Raw genomic sequence first — 13,602 nt, forward strand, 5'->3', positions numbered from 1 at the left:
CGATGGCGTATGCCGGGTGGCCGGCGCCCGTCAGACCGCGGCGGTCACGAGCGGGCTGAGCCCGACGGAGCGCTCGACGGCGTGCGCGTCGCCGCACATCGCGAGGAAGTTCGCGAGCATCCGGTGGCCGCCCTCGGTCAGGACGCTCTCCGGGTGGAACTGGACGCCGTGCAGCGGCAGGTCGCGGTGCCGCACCGCCATGACGAGGCCGGAGTCGGTGTGGCCGGTGGCGACGAGCTCGGCGGGCAACGTCGCCGGGTCGATCGTCAGCGAGTGGTAGCGCGTCGCGGTGAACGGGCTCGGCAGGCCCTCGAGGACGCCGGTCCCGTCGTGGTGCACGAGCGAGGTCTTGCCGTGGAGCAGCTCGGGAGCCCGGTCGACGGTCGCGCCCATGACGGCGCCGAGCGCCTGGTGCCCGAGGCAGACGCCGAACATCGGCGTGCCGGTGCGGGCGCACTCACGGATGACGTCCATCGACACGCCGGCGCCCTCGGGGGTGCCGGGCCCGGGCGAGACGAGGACGCCGTCGTGGTCGGCGGCGGCGCGCGCCTCGACGGCGTCGTTGCGGACCACGGTGCACTCGGCGCCGAGCTGCTCGAGGTAGCCGACGATCGTGTAGACGAAGCTGTCGTAGTTGTCGATGACGAGGATGCGGGTCATGCGGGCCTCAGGGATGGTGGGGGCGCTCAGCGGATCGGCGTCGCGTACTGGAAGTCGACCGAGCCGGAGTAGGCCGGGAACTCGATCGAGCTGATGGTGTGCAGCCCGTAGCCGAGGCCGACGGCGTCGACGTACTGCTTGTAGATCGTGACGGACGGGTCGGCGTCGAGGCCGCGCTCCATCCGGTCGATGTCGCCGATGGCGGTGATGCGGTAGGGCGGCGCGTAGACCCGACCCTGCAGGATCAGGGTGTTGCCGACGCAGCGGACGGCGCTCGTGGAGATGACCCGCTGGTCCTGGATCATCATCGCCTCGGCGCCGGAGGTCCACAGCGCGTTGACGACGGCCTGCACGTCCTGCTGGTGCACGACGATGTCGTCGGCGGTGAAGCCGTCGGGGAGCGAGTCGGCGCTGCGCTTCGCGTCGTCGAGCGAGACCTCGAGCGCCGCGCCGCGGACCTTGGTCGTGGCGGCGGTCGCGGCGAGCTCGTCGGCGGCGCGGGTCAGGCTCGAGAGGTGGTCGTCGGTCGGCGCGTTCGTCTTGGTCAGCGCCTCGACCTCCTTCTGGAGCTCGTCGAGGACCCCGGCCTTCTCGGCGACGCGGGAGTCCCCCTCCATGATGAGCTGCGGGAGGTCACGGTCGGCGCGCAGGTCCCGGCCTTGGGCGGCCTGGAAGCTCATGGCGAACATCAGGCCCGCTGCACCCATGACGACGGGGACGAGCAGGCCCCACGTGAGCCGTCGTCGCGGGCGAGGTTCCGCGGCGGGAGGCTCGGTCGAGGGCTGGGTCGAGGACACGGCAGAGGACACGGCAGAGGTGTCGGCGGCTGAGTCCGACACCTCGGTCGGCTCCGGGGCCTGGGGCTGCCCGGGCGCCTCGGGGTGCTCGCTGTCCTGCTTCACGGGTGACCTCGCTCGCGCGGACCGTCCGCGCAGCCTCCATTGTGCCCCGTCACGGCAGGTGGGGGCTCACCACCGTGCTGGCGGCTGCGCCCGTCACCGTTCGCCGGCCGCCCGGAGGTAGGGCGCCATCGAGGCTGTGTCGCCCTGCTGCGTGCCACCGCGCAGCGCGAGGGTGGCCGCCGCACGGTTGCTCGCGCCGAGCTGGGCCACGAGGTGGGAGATCTCGGCGGCCACGGTGCGCAGCGAGACGCCGAGCTCGCGCGCGATGGCCGCGTCCTTGGTGCCGACGACGAGACGCCGGGCCACGAGGCACTGCCGCGCGGTGAAGGTCGGGGCCGTGCCGGCAGGGACGGCGGGGCGCGACCGCGCCCAGGTCTCGTGCCAGAGGCGTATCACGTGCTCCACGACGTCGGACCGCGTGGCGAGCCACGCCGTCGGGAAGCCCTGGGGGCTGAGCGGACCACCGACGACAGCCGTGGACTCGTCGACGAGGATGCACTGGAAGAGCGCGGGGCCGATGCGGAGGCCGGGGTCCTCGGACGAGGCGAGCGGGTTGATGCGCAACGTGCGCTCAGTGGTCATCGTGCGCATGTCGAGTCCGCGCGCGCTCGACCGGGCGTTGGTCCTGCGCACACCGTCGCTGGGATCGAAGTGGATGAGCGGCTGCATCGACCACGCCGAGCGGCGGGTCAGGGGCTCGACGGCCTCGGCGAGGTTGCGCTCGATCTCCTCGCTGCCGGTGCCGAGCCGCCGGAAGCCGGGCGTCGGGCCACCGCCGAGGTGGGTCACGGCCAGGGAGTTGACGACGCCAGACAGCTCCACGGCCGACGCGGCGAGGTCGGTGTCGCCCGGCACTGGGCTGGTCTTCAACGTCATCCCCTGTTCTCGCGTGCTTGCTGCCAGCATGCCGGGTTCGTCGCCCGGGTCAACTCGAGCGCGGACCCGTGGGTACCGAGGTCACAGCGACGCAGACACCTGCCGGGGCAGGCTCACCTGCTCGGGCAGGGACGCGGCGTGCGTCATTGGTTACCCTTGCCTCAACTCAGAGCAAGGAGAACGCAGTGCCCGAGTCCAAAGGCCGCGACCACAAGGCGGCGGCATACACCCCGCCCCGCACCAGCAAGGCCGCCGAGCCCAACCCCACCTGGTGGGCGCCCGTCTTCATCACGCTGCTCGTCCTCGGGCTGCTGTGGATCGTCGTCTACTACGTGACCGAGTACAAGTACCCCATCGGCTCGATCGGGGTCTGGAACCTCGGCGTGGGCTTCGTGCTGCTCATGGGCGGTTTCATCATGACGATGCGGTGGCGCTGACCACGCGCTCTCCCCACAGGCGAGTCGACGCCGGCTGTCCACACACTGTGGACGGCCGGCGTCCTGCTTTTCGGTCCACAGCTGTGGATGACGGCCGTGCACAACCTCCAGCGCAGGACCCCCGAGTTATCCACACAGTTGTCCCCAGCTGGGGATGAATGACACGTGTGTAACTACATCCACAGGCTTGTCCACACCCGGTGGACAACTTCTCCCGCGCCTGTGGGAACCGCTCGTCAGAGGTGCGGCAGGCCGAGCTCGGTGATGATGCGCTCGGCCGTCAGGGCGGGGTCCCCGTGGGCGTTGTCGAGGCGCAGGTGCCGGTGCCCCGGCACCAGTCGGTCGCCGTCCCGCTCGGGGTCGGTGGTGAACCTCGCGCGCGACTCGAGGTCGACGACGTGGGAGCGGGCCCACTGGACGTCGCGCTTGCTCCGCTTGTGGTCCATCCGGTCGGGGCCACCCTCACGGGCGAGGCGGACCTCCTGCGGCGCGAGCAGCTCGACGACGTCGATGGGGGCGCCGGCTCGCTCGACGGGCCCGATGAGCTCGTGCAGCTGAGCGAGTTCACCCGGGCGGTCGAGGTCGATGGCGAAGGTGAAGACGAGGCCGGGCAGGTCGGCCACCACCGACTCGGCGATGACCTCGCGGCGGATCATCGCGTTGATCCGCTGGAAGGACGGCGTGCCGAAGTCGTAGACGCCGAGCAACGGCTCGATCGACATGTGGTTGTGGAAGAGCCGGAAGCCGGTGCGGTCGCACACGGCGCGTCCCACCGTCATCTTGCCGACGGCCGGCGGCCCGGTGAGGCAGAGGAGGTGCACGGGGCCTCAGCCGAAGATGCTCAGATCGCGGATGGCCTGGGGCACGGTGAGGTACTTGGCCACCGCGACGACGACGAGCAGGGCGAGCACGGCGGTCAGGGCGGCCCAGACGAGGTGGCGCACGCCCTGGCGCCGGAACACCACGATGGCCAGAGCACAGATGACGCCGGTGACGAGGCCGCCGAGGTGGGCCTGCCACGAGATGCCGGGGTAGAGGAAGCCGAAGGCGGCGTTGATCGCGATCGTCGCGTACATCGCCGTCGAGGACCGGCCGAGGTGACGGTTGAGCACGAGCAGGGCGCCGAAGAGGCCGAAGATCGCGCCGGAGGCACCGACGACGGCGCCGAACCAGGCGCCACCGATGCCGGCGCGGAGGTTCTCGAGCGTCGGCGCGGCGGCGAGCAGGGTGACGGCGACCTGGCCACCGATGCCGCTGATGAGGTAGAGCGCGGCGAACCGGGCCCGGCCGAGCATCGGCTCGAGGTACTGACCGAGCGACCACAGCGCGAACATGTTGAGCAGGATGTGGAAGAAGGTCGTCGGCGAGTGCAGGAACGCCGCCGTGACGAAGCGCCACGGCTCGGTCCACCCGAGGTAGGGCGCGAAGGCGTAGTTCTGGGTGACGGTGTCGCTCGCGCGCTGCGCGAGGTAGACGACGGCGCAGATGGCGATGATCGTGTAGGTGACGACGGGAGTGCCGTCGGTCGCCCGGCCACCGAAGACGGTGCGCGCGCTCGGCGCGGTCTGGGCGGCTTCGCGGACGCAGTCGACGCACTGGATGCCGACGGCGGCGGGACGCTGGCACTCGGGGCATGCGGGACGGCCGCAGCGCTGGCAGCGGACGTAGGCCTCGCGGTCGGGGTGGCGCGGGCACACGGACGGACCGGCAGCGGGCTGCGGCACTCCCGGCTCTGCAGAGTCGTGGCCGGGCTGGCCACTGATCGGGTTGTCAGACAACGGGATTCCCCCTGCCGGTCGCGTCCGTGGGCGGTGGAGCAGTTGAAGCGGTGGAGCGGTGGTGCGTCAGTCCTCGATGGTGACCGAGTTGATGACGACGTCCTCGAGCGGCTTGTCGTTGGCGCCGGTGGCGACGGCACCGATCTTGTCGACGACGTCGCGCGAGGCCTGGTCGGCGACCTCACCGAAGATCGTGTGCTTGCCCTGCAGCCACGTCGTGGCCGCGGTCGTGATGAAGAACTGCGAGCCGTTGGTGCCCTTGCCCATGCGCTTGCCGGCGTTGGCCATGGCGAGGATGTAGGGCTTGGTGAAGTCCTTGTCGGGGCTGATCTCGTCGTCGAACGCATAGCCCGGGCCACCGAAGCCCTGACCGATCGGGCAGCCGCCCTGGATCATGAAGTTCGGGATGATGCGGTGGAAGATCAGGCCGTCGTAGAACGGGGTCGGGTTGGTGCGCCCGGCGTCGTCCTTGTACTCCTTCTCGCCCTTGGCGAGACCGACGAAGTTCTCCACCGTCTTCGGGGCCTGGTGCTCGAAGAGGTCGATGACGATGTCACCGTGGTTCGTGTGCAGGGTTGCCTTCATGGGCCCAATCCTCGCATGACCGAGCACGTATGCCGTCCGGCCGGGTATGCGCCCCCGTGAGGCGGAACGCTGGGGCTGGACCCACCGTTGGCCAAGGAGAAGGATCGACCTCACAGCAGTTGGGGACGCGACGCGATGAGCAGCCGGCCACCGGCCGGCGCAGGACGGAGTGCCGATGTCGTTCATGGACAAGCTGAAGAAGAAGGCCGAGGAGCTCGACCTCGAGGCCAAGGCCAAGCACCTGCAGGAGCAGGCCGCCGCCGCCGCCAAGCAGGCGCGCGAGAAGGCGGGTGACTACGCCGTCCAGAACCGCGAGAAGATCGACGGCTACGTCGAGTCGGCGACGGCCAAGATCGACGAGAAGACCGAGGGCAAGTACGCCGACAAGGTGGCCAAGGTCAGGGAGCAGGTCGACCGCGGTGTCGACAAGGTCGCCGAGGGCCACACTTCGGGTCCGACGACCGCGACCGGCGCGGCAGCGGCAGCCGGGGCGACCGACGTGACCGGCGGCGAGCCGTTCCCCGCCGACCCCGAGGCGCCGGCGCCCGTGTCGGCGAGCCCGCTCGACGCGCCGTCCCCGATCGACCCGCCGACCCCGGTGCACGAGAGCGGGTTCGGCGCAGCCGCCGGCGACGTCCCCGTCCCGACGCGCGAGGCGCTCGAGGACACGACCCTCGAGGACACCGTCCTCGGGCTCGACCACCCGCCCGCTCCGACGGCCCCGCACCCGGACGCCCCGGCGCCCGAGGACGCGGACGCGGCACCCCGGGGGACCCAGCCCCCGCACGACGCCACGAGCTGACCGGGGCACCACACGGCATACGCGATCCGTGCGGGCATGACGTCGGGCACGCCCGACCCCGTGTCCGTGCGGCGCGTGGCCGAAGTTGGCAGGATGGGTACGGACGACAGGACCTAGGAGGACGTATGTTCCGAACCAAGCAGTCCCGCACGGAGGCTGCCGTAGACCAGGCTCAGGCTGCGGCAGCCGACCTCAGGGCAAGCGCCGCAGCCGCGGCAGCAGAGGCCGCCGCGCTCGCCAAGGAGCGCACCCTCGCTGCGCGTGAGGGCGCCACGCCCATGCTGCAGCACGTCGCTGACAGCGCCCGTGAGCGCCTCAACAGCGCCAAGGAGGCAGCCTCACCGGCCCTCGTCGCGACGGCCACCCAGGCCCGCGAGGCCGCGGAGGAGGCGTTGCACGACGCCGCCGACCGCGCGAGGCCACGGGTTGAGGCCGCGCAGTCCACGTTGACCGAGTCCGTGCTGCCTAAGGTCGGCGCCGCCATCGCGACCGCCGCCGCCGCGCTCGCGGCCGGCGCCGAGCAGGCTCGGGAGGCGGCTGCTCCGCACCTCGAGCAGGCCGCCGCGCAGGCCCGCGAGACCGCGGCCGTCGGTGGGCACCGCGCCCAGGACGCCTACTCCGTCCTCAAGGGCGACGCGGTCGCCAAGAAGCGCGCCGGCAAGGGCAAGTGGCTCATCGCCATCGGTCTGACCGCTGCCGCCGTGGCTGCCGTGGCCGCCTTCCGCAAGCAGCAGCAGGCCGACGACCCGTGGGCCACGCCGCTCGACTCGCGCTCCGGCACGGGCACCCTCGGCACCGACACGACGTTCAAGGACAAGGCGGCCGAGCAGGTCGGCCACGCCAAGGATGCCGTCGCCGACGCCGCGAGCAAGGCCAGGGAGAAGGGCGCCGAGATCGCCGACGCGGCCAAGGACAAGGCCGGCGACCTCGCCGCCAAGGGCCAGTCCGCGATCGCCGACGCCAAGGACCGCTCCGGCGAGTCCGTCGAGTCGATCGAGTCCGTCGCCGACGAGGCCGGCACCTCCGCCGGCGAGGTCACCGCCGTCGACCCGGCGCCCGACTCCGACGCGATCACGTCCGAGGCGGTCGAGGGCGGCACGATCAACGGCGCCTCCACCAAGGCGTCCCCGCGTGGCTCGGCCAAGGCGAAGCTCGCCGAGGAGAACGGCGACAGCCCGAGCTGACCGTTTCCGCTGCGTGCTCCACGAGCACGCAGCGGACCGCAGGGCAGCAAGAGAGCACAAAGAGAAGGACCCGGATGCCAAGGGCATCCGGGTCCTTCTCTGCTTGAGCTGGCTCGCACCGACAGGGGGACAGCGCGAGCCAGCACATGCAGAAGGGCTGGGCGCGGTTCGTGCGTGCCCAACCCTTCGCTTCCACCAGTCTAGACCCAGTCCAGCCGGTTGCGCGAGGGGCTCGATGAAGTTTCCATCACATCAAGCGCGTCAGTTTCGGTTCCTTCCACGCAGGACACCCGTGACCCGAGCCGGTGAGGGCGCGGATGAGGTGCTCCCTCGAGCATGGCACCACTGCGGCGGTTGCGCCAGAGGAAGATGCCGTGGATCGGCTGGGCGTGCTGTCGCCTCCGTGGCTCGGGCGCCGCTGTGAAGCACCAGCGTCAGGTGACAGCCCGTGGGACGAGCAGCCGGTAGCGGTGCGTCGGCGCGTCGACGACGAGGAGCCGTCCCCCGAAGGACTCCGCGGTGCCCACGGTCTCGGCCAGGTGCACCGGTGCCGTCCGCGCGTGGACGAGGTCGGGCGGGGTGCGGCGCGGGCCCTCGTCCGAGACGACGAGCTCCACGTGGGTCGCCTCCTGACGCACTGAGGCGCGGACCAGGCCGGCGCCCGAGGAGAGACAGTCCATCACCAGGGCCGCGACGACGGCGGTGAAGGCGTCGGCCGGTGCGTCGACGAGGATGGCTCCCGACGCGGGTGCCAGCTCGACCCGTCGCCGAGCCCGATGGGACGGCACCCGCTCGACGGCCTCGACGAGCAGCTGCGCGGCGTCGACGCCGTGCACGCTCCGGTCATCGCGGGCCGTCGCCAGGACCTCGAGCACCACGGCGGAGAGCCGCTCGAGTCCCCGCTGCAGCTCCTCGACCTCGTGCCGGGCGTCGGCCGGCAGGTCGGGGTGCAGTCCCAGGCCCTCGACGCGCAGCCGCAGTGCCGTGATCGGGGTGCGGAGTTCGTGCGAGGCCGTGACGGCGAACTCGTGCTCGCGCTCGCGGAGGTCGTCGATCCGCGCCAGACCCTCACGCAGGGCTTCGCCGATCGCCTCCGCCTCCGGCGCTCCGTAGTGCGGCACGCGCGCACCGGTGCGGCCGTGGGCCAACGCGCCGGCAGCGAATGCGAGCTCCTGGAACGGACGGGAGAGCCGCCGGGCGAGGAACCAGCCGACCAGGACTGCAGCGAACATCAGACCGAGTGCGAGCAGCACGAGGGGCAGGAGGGCGTCGGTGACCCGGCGGCCGATGTCGTCCGCGGGGCGCACCACGGTGAGCTCGCTGCCGTCCGACCGCAGGGTGCTGGCGGCGAACTCGCGGTCCGAGGCCGTCACGGGAGGTCCACCACTCACGGGTGCCCCGGACGGTGGCCGGTAGCTGAGGTTGACGACACCGGCGGAGAGGGCCGTCAGGAAGCCGCGCGTGACCCGGCCCCCGCCAGAGAGCCGCTCGTCGATCGCGACGTTCGCCATGACGAGCGACCGTTCGACCGTGGCGTGCGCCGACCGCTCGACCTCACCTGCAGTGGCGTACGCGCGCACCACTCCCATGACCGCCACCACGACGACCACCGTCCCGACGAGGGCCGCGACGATCCGTTCACGCATCCGGCGGCTCGTCCTCGAGCCGGAAGCCGACACCGCGGACGGTGCTGATGCGCGCGGGGCTCGCACTCGTCTCGAGCTTCTGGCGGAGCCGCCCGATGGTGGCGTCGAGCGTCTTGGTAGAGCCGAACCAGTTCTCGTCCCACACCTGGTTCATCAGCTGCTCGCGGGTGATGGCGGCGCCTCGCTCGGCGTCGAGGAGGGCGAGCACGTCGAACTCCTTGGCCGTCAGGCCGAGCTCGGCACCGCCGACGAACGCGCGCCGCGAGCGTGTGTCGACCGTGAGTGCGCCGGGGAGGGCTGTGGTCGGGGAGGGGCCCGGGGCCTCCTGCGCCGTGGCCGAGGCGACGGGTGCGGGTGTGGCGGGCGCCGCCGACGGGTCGGTCGGGCGCGGTGTCGTGGCCCAGCCGCGGCGCAACGTCGCCCGGATCCGGGCGAGCAGCTCCGAGAGCGAGAACGGCTTGGAGAGGTAGTCGTCGGCGCCGACGTCGAGTCCCACCACACGATCGAGCTCACCGTCGCGGGCGGTGAGGATCAGCACGACGCCCTCGTAGCCGCCGGCACGGATGCGTCGGCACACCTCGAGTCCGTCGATGTCGGGGAGGCCGAGGTCGAGCAGGACGACCTCGGTCTCGCCTCCGGCGACGTGCTCGACCGCCGCATGGCCCGTGGGCGTGTGCGTGACCACATGACCTTCCCTCTCGAGGGCCATGATGAGCGTCGGCGCGATGTCGGGGTCGTCCTCGACGAGTAGAACCTGAGGTGCCATCTGCCCAAATTATCCGCATCTGCCGTCTCCGGCCCGATAGCGGCCTGTCGCCTTCGCGGGCGCCCATCCGCCACGAGCGACAGGAGCACGACAGAGGCGAGCCCGAGCGCCGACCACACGGCTGGTCCGGCAGGCACGGGCGCCGCGCCCGGAGCGCCGACCGTCACGAGCAGGCCCATGGCAGCAACGGTGGCCGCAGCGACGACGGCGGCCGCCGTCCGCGACAGCACGCTGCGGCGTCGCGCCAGACCGGCAGCGGTGGTCGCGCTCACCGTCGCGCCGACGCCGAGCATGACCGCCACGTATGCCGCATCGTCGCCGCGGGCGACCACGGTGACCAGCTGCAGACCGCTGAGCGCGAGCGATGCCGACGCGGCGGCGTACGACCAGCCCATGGGGCGGGAGGCCCGGGGCACGCGTTGGCTCATCAGAAGTCCCGGTCCATGGTGCCGAGCTCGGTGACGGGCGCGCCGGAGGACGTGGTGCCGAAGGTGTCGGTGGCACCGGTCGAGGGCGACCACACGAGGTTCTGAGCGGTGGAGACCGTGCGGAGGGCCCCACCGCTCGACACGGCACCGAGCTTGAGCGTGATCACCGTGCGGTTGCTGGCTCCGACGACGGAGGTGCTCGCCGTCATCGTCGCGTTGAAGACGCTCGTCTTGCCGGTCCGGACGAAGTCCTCCTTGAGGTTGACCGAGCCGAGGTTGACGACGTTGCCGCCGACGAGCACGTCGAGGGTGTCGTCCTTGGTCGTCAGTCCCAGCACGCCGCCGTCCCGGATGCGGACCTGGACCGCAAGGGACGCGCCGGTGAAGGTCGACGTGATCGAGGCGGGCTTGACCGTGTCGGTGTAGGTCAGGGTGAGGATGTCGTTGGCCTCGACCTTGCCGACGGTCGCGCCGCCGTTGGTCGCTTGCACGTCGTAGCCGCGAAGGGCCGTGTTGTCGACGCGGCGGGCGATGACGACGCTCGAGGTCGTCACGGCGCCACCGGTCTCGGTGAGCACCGCACGGAAGTCGTAGAGCCCGTCCGGAGTGGTCGTCGAGCTCCACGCGCAGGAGTACGGGGACGTGCCGCCGGCCAAGCTGCACACGGTCGTCCACGTGGCAGCGCCACTCGATGAGCGCTGGATGGCGACCGAAGCCACGCCGGTGCGCGCCGTCGCCGTGGCGCTGAGGGTGACGGTGCCGGTGAGGTAGGCGCCGGGGTCCTCCATGGCGACCGAGGACACCGTGTTGTCCACGGTGCGGCCCGTCACGGCCACGGACGTGGCCGAGTTGCCCGCGGTGTCGGCCGAGACCGCCCGGAAGTCGTAGCTGGCGTTGGTGAGCTTCGTCGTGTCGAAGCGACAGCTGAAGGGTGCCGAGCCGATCGTGCACGCCGTGGCCCACGTGGACGTTCCGGCGGGGGCGTACTGGAGGACAACCTGGTTGACGCCCGAGTCGACGTCGGTCGAGGTGGCCGCGAGGGTGACGGTGCCGCTCAGCGTCGCGCCGGGGTCGCTCATCGTCACGGCCGGGGCCGCGTTGTCGACGACGACATCGGTGACGGAGGCAGAGATGCCGCTCGTCCTGCCCGACGTCGCCGTGGCCCGCAGGTCGTAGGCGCCGTTCGCCAGGGTGCCCGTCGGCCAGGCGCAGCCGAAGCTCATCGTGACGACGGCACCGGTCGTGCAGGCGGTCCGCCAGGTGGTGGTGCCGCTCACGGCGTACTCGACCGTGACCGAGTACGTCAGCGAGCCTCCGCCGTAGATCGCCCCAGAGAGGGTGGGGGTGCCGCGGAGGTAGCTGCCCGGATCGGACAGCACGACGGTGAAGTTGTTGGCGACCGTGGTCGACACCGGGTCGGACACCGTCACGTTGGCAGCCTTGTCGGTTGCCGTGGCCCGCAGGGCGTAGGACCCGTCGGCGCCAGCCGTGGTGTTCCAGCTGCACGACCACGGGCTCGCGGTCGCAGTGCAGATGCTCGTCCACGAGCCCGTGGGGCCGAGGTACTCGACGAGCACGGAGGCGACGCCGCTGTTCGCGTCGGAGGCGGTCGCGGAGACGGTGATCGTCCCGCCGACCGCGCTTCCCGGGCTGTTCATCGTCACCGTGGGTGGCGTCCAGTCGGCAGCCGCCGCGAAGACCGCCGGCTGGTTGGTCGACTGCGAGGTGAACGCAGCGGTCGAGAACGAGGACGTCATGCCGAGCACGGTCGCCAGGGCGGCGATCGTCAGCAGCAGCACTCGGGTCCTCGGCATGGTCCCCACGCTACGGAGACGGCCGCCACGGGAGACGTGCCGGAGCACACGGCCCGGATGCGGGACTTCCACAACTTGGAACTGGCTCGCCGTGCCCTCGCAGGGGTCGACCGGCCCGGACGTGCCAACAGACCCGTCCCCAGGGGGAGGACGGGCCTGCTGGAGCGTGGGGGCCGCCGCAGGGGCGGGCATCGGCCGGGATCGACCGGCATCGCCCGGGCATCGGCCGGGACGGGCTGGGCAACGCCCGAGCATCGGCCGGGCCGTCAGTGGGTCGATCAGGGCGCGGTCGTCACCCCGGTCGGGCGCGAGGCGGTCTCGTCACCCGGTCGGCCGGTGCCCTTCTCGCGGCGGGCGTTGCGGAGCGCCTCGAGCACGCTGAGCAGGGCGATCAGCCCGGCCGGGATGCCGATGAGCAGCTTGCGGTGCCCGGGATCGGCGAGGTAGAGCAGGACCCACCCGATGTGGGGGACGGCGAAGTCGACGACCGCCTGCTCACCCCGGTCGAGGGTGAACGTCCACGGATCGATGCTCGGGTTGGCGTCGCCCTTGGTCTGGTAGACCGTGCCGGCGCTGCCGGGCTCGGCCGAGACGATCCGGTGGGTCACGAGGTTGGTGACACCGCTGCTCGCCGGCGGGACGTAGGTGATCACGTCACCGACGCGCAGCTCACCGACCGGCACGACCTTGTCGAAGACGACCGATCCCTTGTCGTAGGTGCCGGTCATGGAGCCGCCGGTGATGACGTAGCGCTGGAAGCCCAGCAGGGACGGCAGCACGTACGCGACCGTCATGAGCAGGAGCGCGATGACACCCAGGTTGCCGAGCAGGGCGGCTCCGCGCAGGCTCCGGCGCCGGGCCGTCGGGGCGCTGGCGCCGACGGCGTGGCCGGGGCGCTGGTCGGCGGTGCCGGCAGCGGCGCCGGCGTGGACGGCGGTGCTCATGGCGGTTCCTCTCGACGGCGACGGCAGGTTTTGGGGCGGAGGTGAGGCGGAGGTGGAGCCGAGACCCGGCGCCGACGACCTCCCATCGTCGGCGCCGGTGCCCGGAGGGCCGGCCCGGTGGATCAGGGAGCGGCCGTGACGGCGCCTGTGTCGGCGTTCGTGACGGTGGCGGAGGCCTGCGTGCCGTTCCAGGCGAAGGAGGCGGAAGCGGTCTTGCCCTGCTCGGTGTTCGTGGCGCTCGACAGGAGGGTGACCGTGACGCGGTAGGTGCGCGCCTCGCCGGCCGCCCACGAGCCGAGGGCCTTGGTGCCGGCGCTGCCGAACGCGCCGCTGTAGACGGTGACGGGCGAGGCGGAGTTCGTGACGTCCTCGATCTTCTCGGTCAGGACGCCGCTGCTGAAGCTCGAGGTGTCGGTCTCCGTGACGGAGAAGACGGAGCCGAGTGAGCCGGTGTTGGTGATGACGACCTGGCCGTAGACGGAGTCACCGGGCTTCATGTTGTTGAGGCTGAGGATCGACGCGCCCGCCTTGCTGTTGGACTGCGTCAGCGTGCCGGCGGTGACCGAGCTCGCGGTGTTGCCGGACGTCGACGAGAAGTCGGCTCCGGAGCCCACGGCCAGCGAGCCGGCGATGGCGGCGGTGGCGAGGGGGATGAGGACCTTCTTGCTGGTGAGAACGCTCATGGTGGTGCTCCTGGTGTCCGGGCCGGGCGCGGCCCGGAGGTTCTGGGGGGATCGAGTCGATCCCGTTGACCAGAAACCTACGGAGGCCCACGCCACA

General features: G+C 71.6%; 14 protein-coding genes. 3 read left to right on the plus strand and 11 right to left on the minus strand.

Annotation, left to right across the window (positions count from 1 at the left end; all coding sequences use genetic code 11):
- Positions 1-30 precede the first annotated feature (30 nt).
- From IEY30_RS04710 to IEY30_RS04720, 3 genes are all read right to left on the minus strand, one after another.
- The gene (locus tag IEY30_RS04710) at positions 31-660 is read right to left on the minus strand and encodes an aminodeoxychorismate/anthranilate synthase component II (protein WP_030197493.1); all 630 of its coding nucleotides are present in this window, start codon (positions 658-660) and stop codon (positions 31-33) included.
- Positions 661-686: 26 nt separating this feature from the next.
- Complete coding sequence (locus tag IEY30_RS04715; protein ID WP_030197496.1) at positions 687-1,562, minus strand: DUF881 domain-containing protein; 876 nt, start codon at positions 1,560-1,562, stop codon at positions 687-689.
- 93 nt (positions 1,563-1,655) lie between these two features.
- A complete protein-coding gene (locus tag IEY30_RS04720) occupies positions 1,656-2,438 on the minus strand; it encodes a helix-turn-helix transcriptional regulator (RefSeq protein WP_162181003.1) in 783 nt (260 codons plus the stop codon).
- A 185-nt stretch (positions 2,439-2,623) separates the two neighbouring features.
- On the opposite strand from IEY30_RS04720, the gene IEY30_RS04725 reads away from it, so the two are divergent.
- On the plus strand, positions 2,624-2,875 hold the full coding sequence (locus IEY30_RS04725) for a cell division protein CrgA (protein WP_020141592.1): 252 nt from the start codon (positions 2,624-2,626) through the stop codon (positions 2,873-2,875).
- A gap of 236 nt (positions 2,876-3,111) precedes the next feature.
- Here IEY30_RS04725 and IEY30_RS04730 read toward each other — a convergent pair whose 3' ends face one another.
- From IEY30_RS04730 to IEY30_RS04740, 3 genes are all read right to left on the minus strand, one after another.
- A complete protein-coding gene (locus tag IEY30_RS04730) occupies positions 3,112-3,696 on the minus strand; it encodes a P-loop nucleotide/nucleoside kinase family protein (RefSeq protein ID WP_030197501.1) in 585 nt (194 codons plus the stop codon).
- 6 nt (positions 3,697-3,702) lie between these two features.
- On the minus strand, positions 3,703-4,653 hold the full coding sequence (locus IEY30_RS04735) for a rhomboid family intramembrane serine protease (RefSeq protein ID WP_229674843.1): 951 nt from the start codon (positions 4,651-4,653) through the stop codon (positions 3,703-3,705).
- A gap of 66 nt (positions 4,654-4,719) precedes the next feature.
- Entirely contained in the window at positions 4,720-5,238 is a 519-nt protein-coding gene (locus IEY30_RS04740) for a peptidylprolyl isomerase (RefSeq protein WP_030197507.1), read from the minus strand.
- 175 nt (positions 5,239-5,413) lie between these two features.
- Between IEY30_RS04740 and IEY30_RS04745 the strand changes: the two genes are divergently transcribed.
- On the plus strand, positions 5,414-6,040 hold the full coding sequence (locus IEY30_RS04745; protein WP_052358498.1) for an antitoxin: 627 nt from the start codon (positions 5,414-5,416) through the stop codon (positions 6,038-6,040).
- A 125-nt stretch (positions 6,041-6,165) separates the two neighbouring features.
- Entirely contained in the window at positions 6,166-7,224 is a 1,059-nt protein-coding gene (locus IEY30_RS04750) for a hypothetical protein (protein WP_030197514.1), read from the plus strand.
- 434 nt (positions 7,225-7,658) lie between these two features.
- Here the strand turns inward: IEY30_RS04750 and IEY30_RS04755 are convergent, their stop codons facing one another.
- From IEY30_RS04755 to IEY30_RS04775, 5 genes are all read right to left on the minus strand, one after another.
- Positions 7,659-8,870, minus strand: coding sequence for a sensor histidine kinase (locus IEY30_RS04755; protein WP_030197517.1), 1,212 nt, complete (start codon positions 8,868-8,870; stop codon positions 7,659-7,661).
- Positions 8,863-9,636 (minus strand): response regulator transcription factor, encoded by a 774-nt coding sequence (locus IEY30_RS04760; protein ID WP_030197520.1) that lies wholly within the window; start codon positions 9,634-9,636, stop codon positions 8,863-8,865. Before IEY30_RS04760 ends, IEY30_RS04755 begins: the two co-directional genes overlap by 8 nt.
- 427 nt (positions 9,637-10,063) lie before the next feature.
- A complete protein-coding gene (locus tag IEY30_RS04765; RefSeq protein ID WP_030197523.1) occupies positions 10,064-11,878 on the minus strand; it encodes an Ig-like domain-containing protein in 1,815 nt (604 codons plus the stop codon).
- A gap of 278 nt (positions 11,879-12,156) precedes the next feature.
- The gene (locus tag IEY30_RS04770; RefSeq protein ID WP_081920460.1) at positions 12,157-12,822 is read right to left on the minus strand and encodes a signal peptidase I; all 666 of its coding nucleotides are present in this window, start codon (positions 12,820-12,822) and stop codon (positions 12,157-12,159) included.
- A gap of 122 nt (positions 12,823-12,944) precedes the next feature.
- Positions 12,945-13,505, minus strand: a complete 561-nt coding sequence (locus IEY30_RS04775; RefSeq protein WP_030197529.1) for a TasA family protein — start codon at positions 13,503-13,505, stop codon at positions 12,945-12,947.
- Positions 13,506-13,602 lie beyond the last annotated feature (97 nt).

It is taken from the genome of Terrabacter tumescens (assembly GCF_014646815.1).
GTDB classification, from domain to species: Bacteria; Actinomycetota; Actinomycetes; order Actinomycetales; family Dermatophilaceae; genus Terrabacter; species Terrabacter tumescens.

What these genes read in the sequence shown, in the direction of transcription:
- IEY30_RS04745 (WP_052358498.1), top strand. Translation starts at nt 5,414, where the DNA reads ATGTCGTTCATGGACAAGCTGAAGAAGAAGGCCGAGGAGCTCGACCTC.
- IEY30_RS04760 (WP_030197520.1), bottom strand. Translation starts at nt 9,636, where the DNA reads ATGGCACCTCAGGTTCTACTCGTCGAGGACGACCCCGACATCGCGCCG.
- IEY30_RS04740 (WP_030197507.1), bottom strand. Translation starts at nt 5,238, where the DNA reads ATGAAGGCAACCCTGCACACGAACCACGGTGACATCGTCATCGACCTC.
- IEY30_RS04750 (WP_030197514.1), top strand. Translation starts at nt 6,166, where the DNA reads ATGTTCCGAACCAAGCAGTCCCGCACGGAGGCTGCCGTAGACCAGGCT.
- IEY30_RS04770 (WP_081920460.1), bottom strand. Translation starts at nt 12,822, where the DNA reads ATGAGCACCGCCGTCCACGCCGGCGCCGCTGCCGGCACCGCCGACCAG.
- IEY30_RS04720 (WP_162181003.1), bottom strand. Translation starts at nt 2,438, where the DNA reads ATGACGTTGAAGACCAGCCCAGTGCCGGGCGACACCGACCTCGCCGCG.
- IEY30_RS04765 (WP_030197523.1), bottom strand. Translation starts at nt 11,878, where the DNA reads ATGCCGAGGACCCGAGTGCTGCTGCTGACGATCGCCGCCCTGGCGACC.
- IEY30_RS04755 (WP_030197517.1), bottom strand. Translation starts at nt 8,870, where the DNA reads ATGCGTGAACGGATCGTCGCGGCCCTCGTCGGGACGGTGGTCGTCGTG.
- IEY30_RS04710 (WP_030197493.1), bottom strand. Translation starts at nt 660, where the DNA reads ATGACCCGCATCCTCGTCATCGACAACTACGACAGCTTCGTCTACACG.
- IEY30_RS04775 (WP_030197529.1), bottom strand. Translation starts at nt 13,505, where the DNA reads ATGAGCGTTCTCACCAGCAAGAAGGTCCTCATCCCCCTCGCCACCGCC.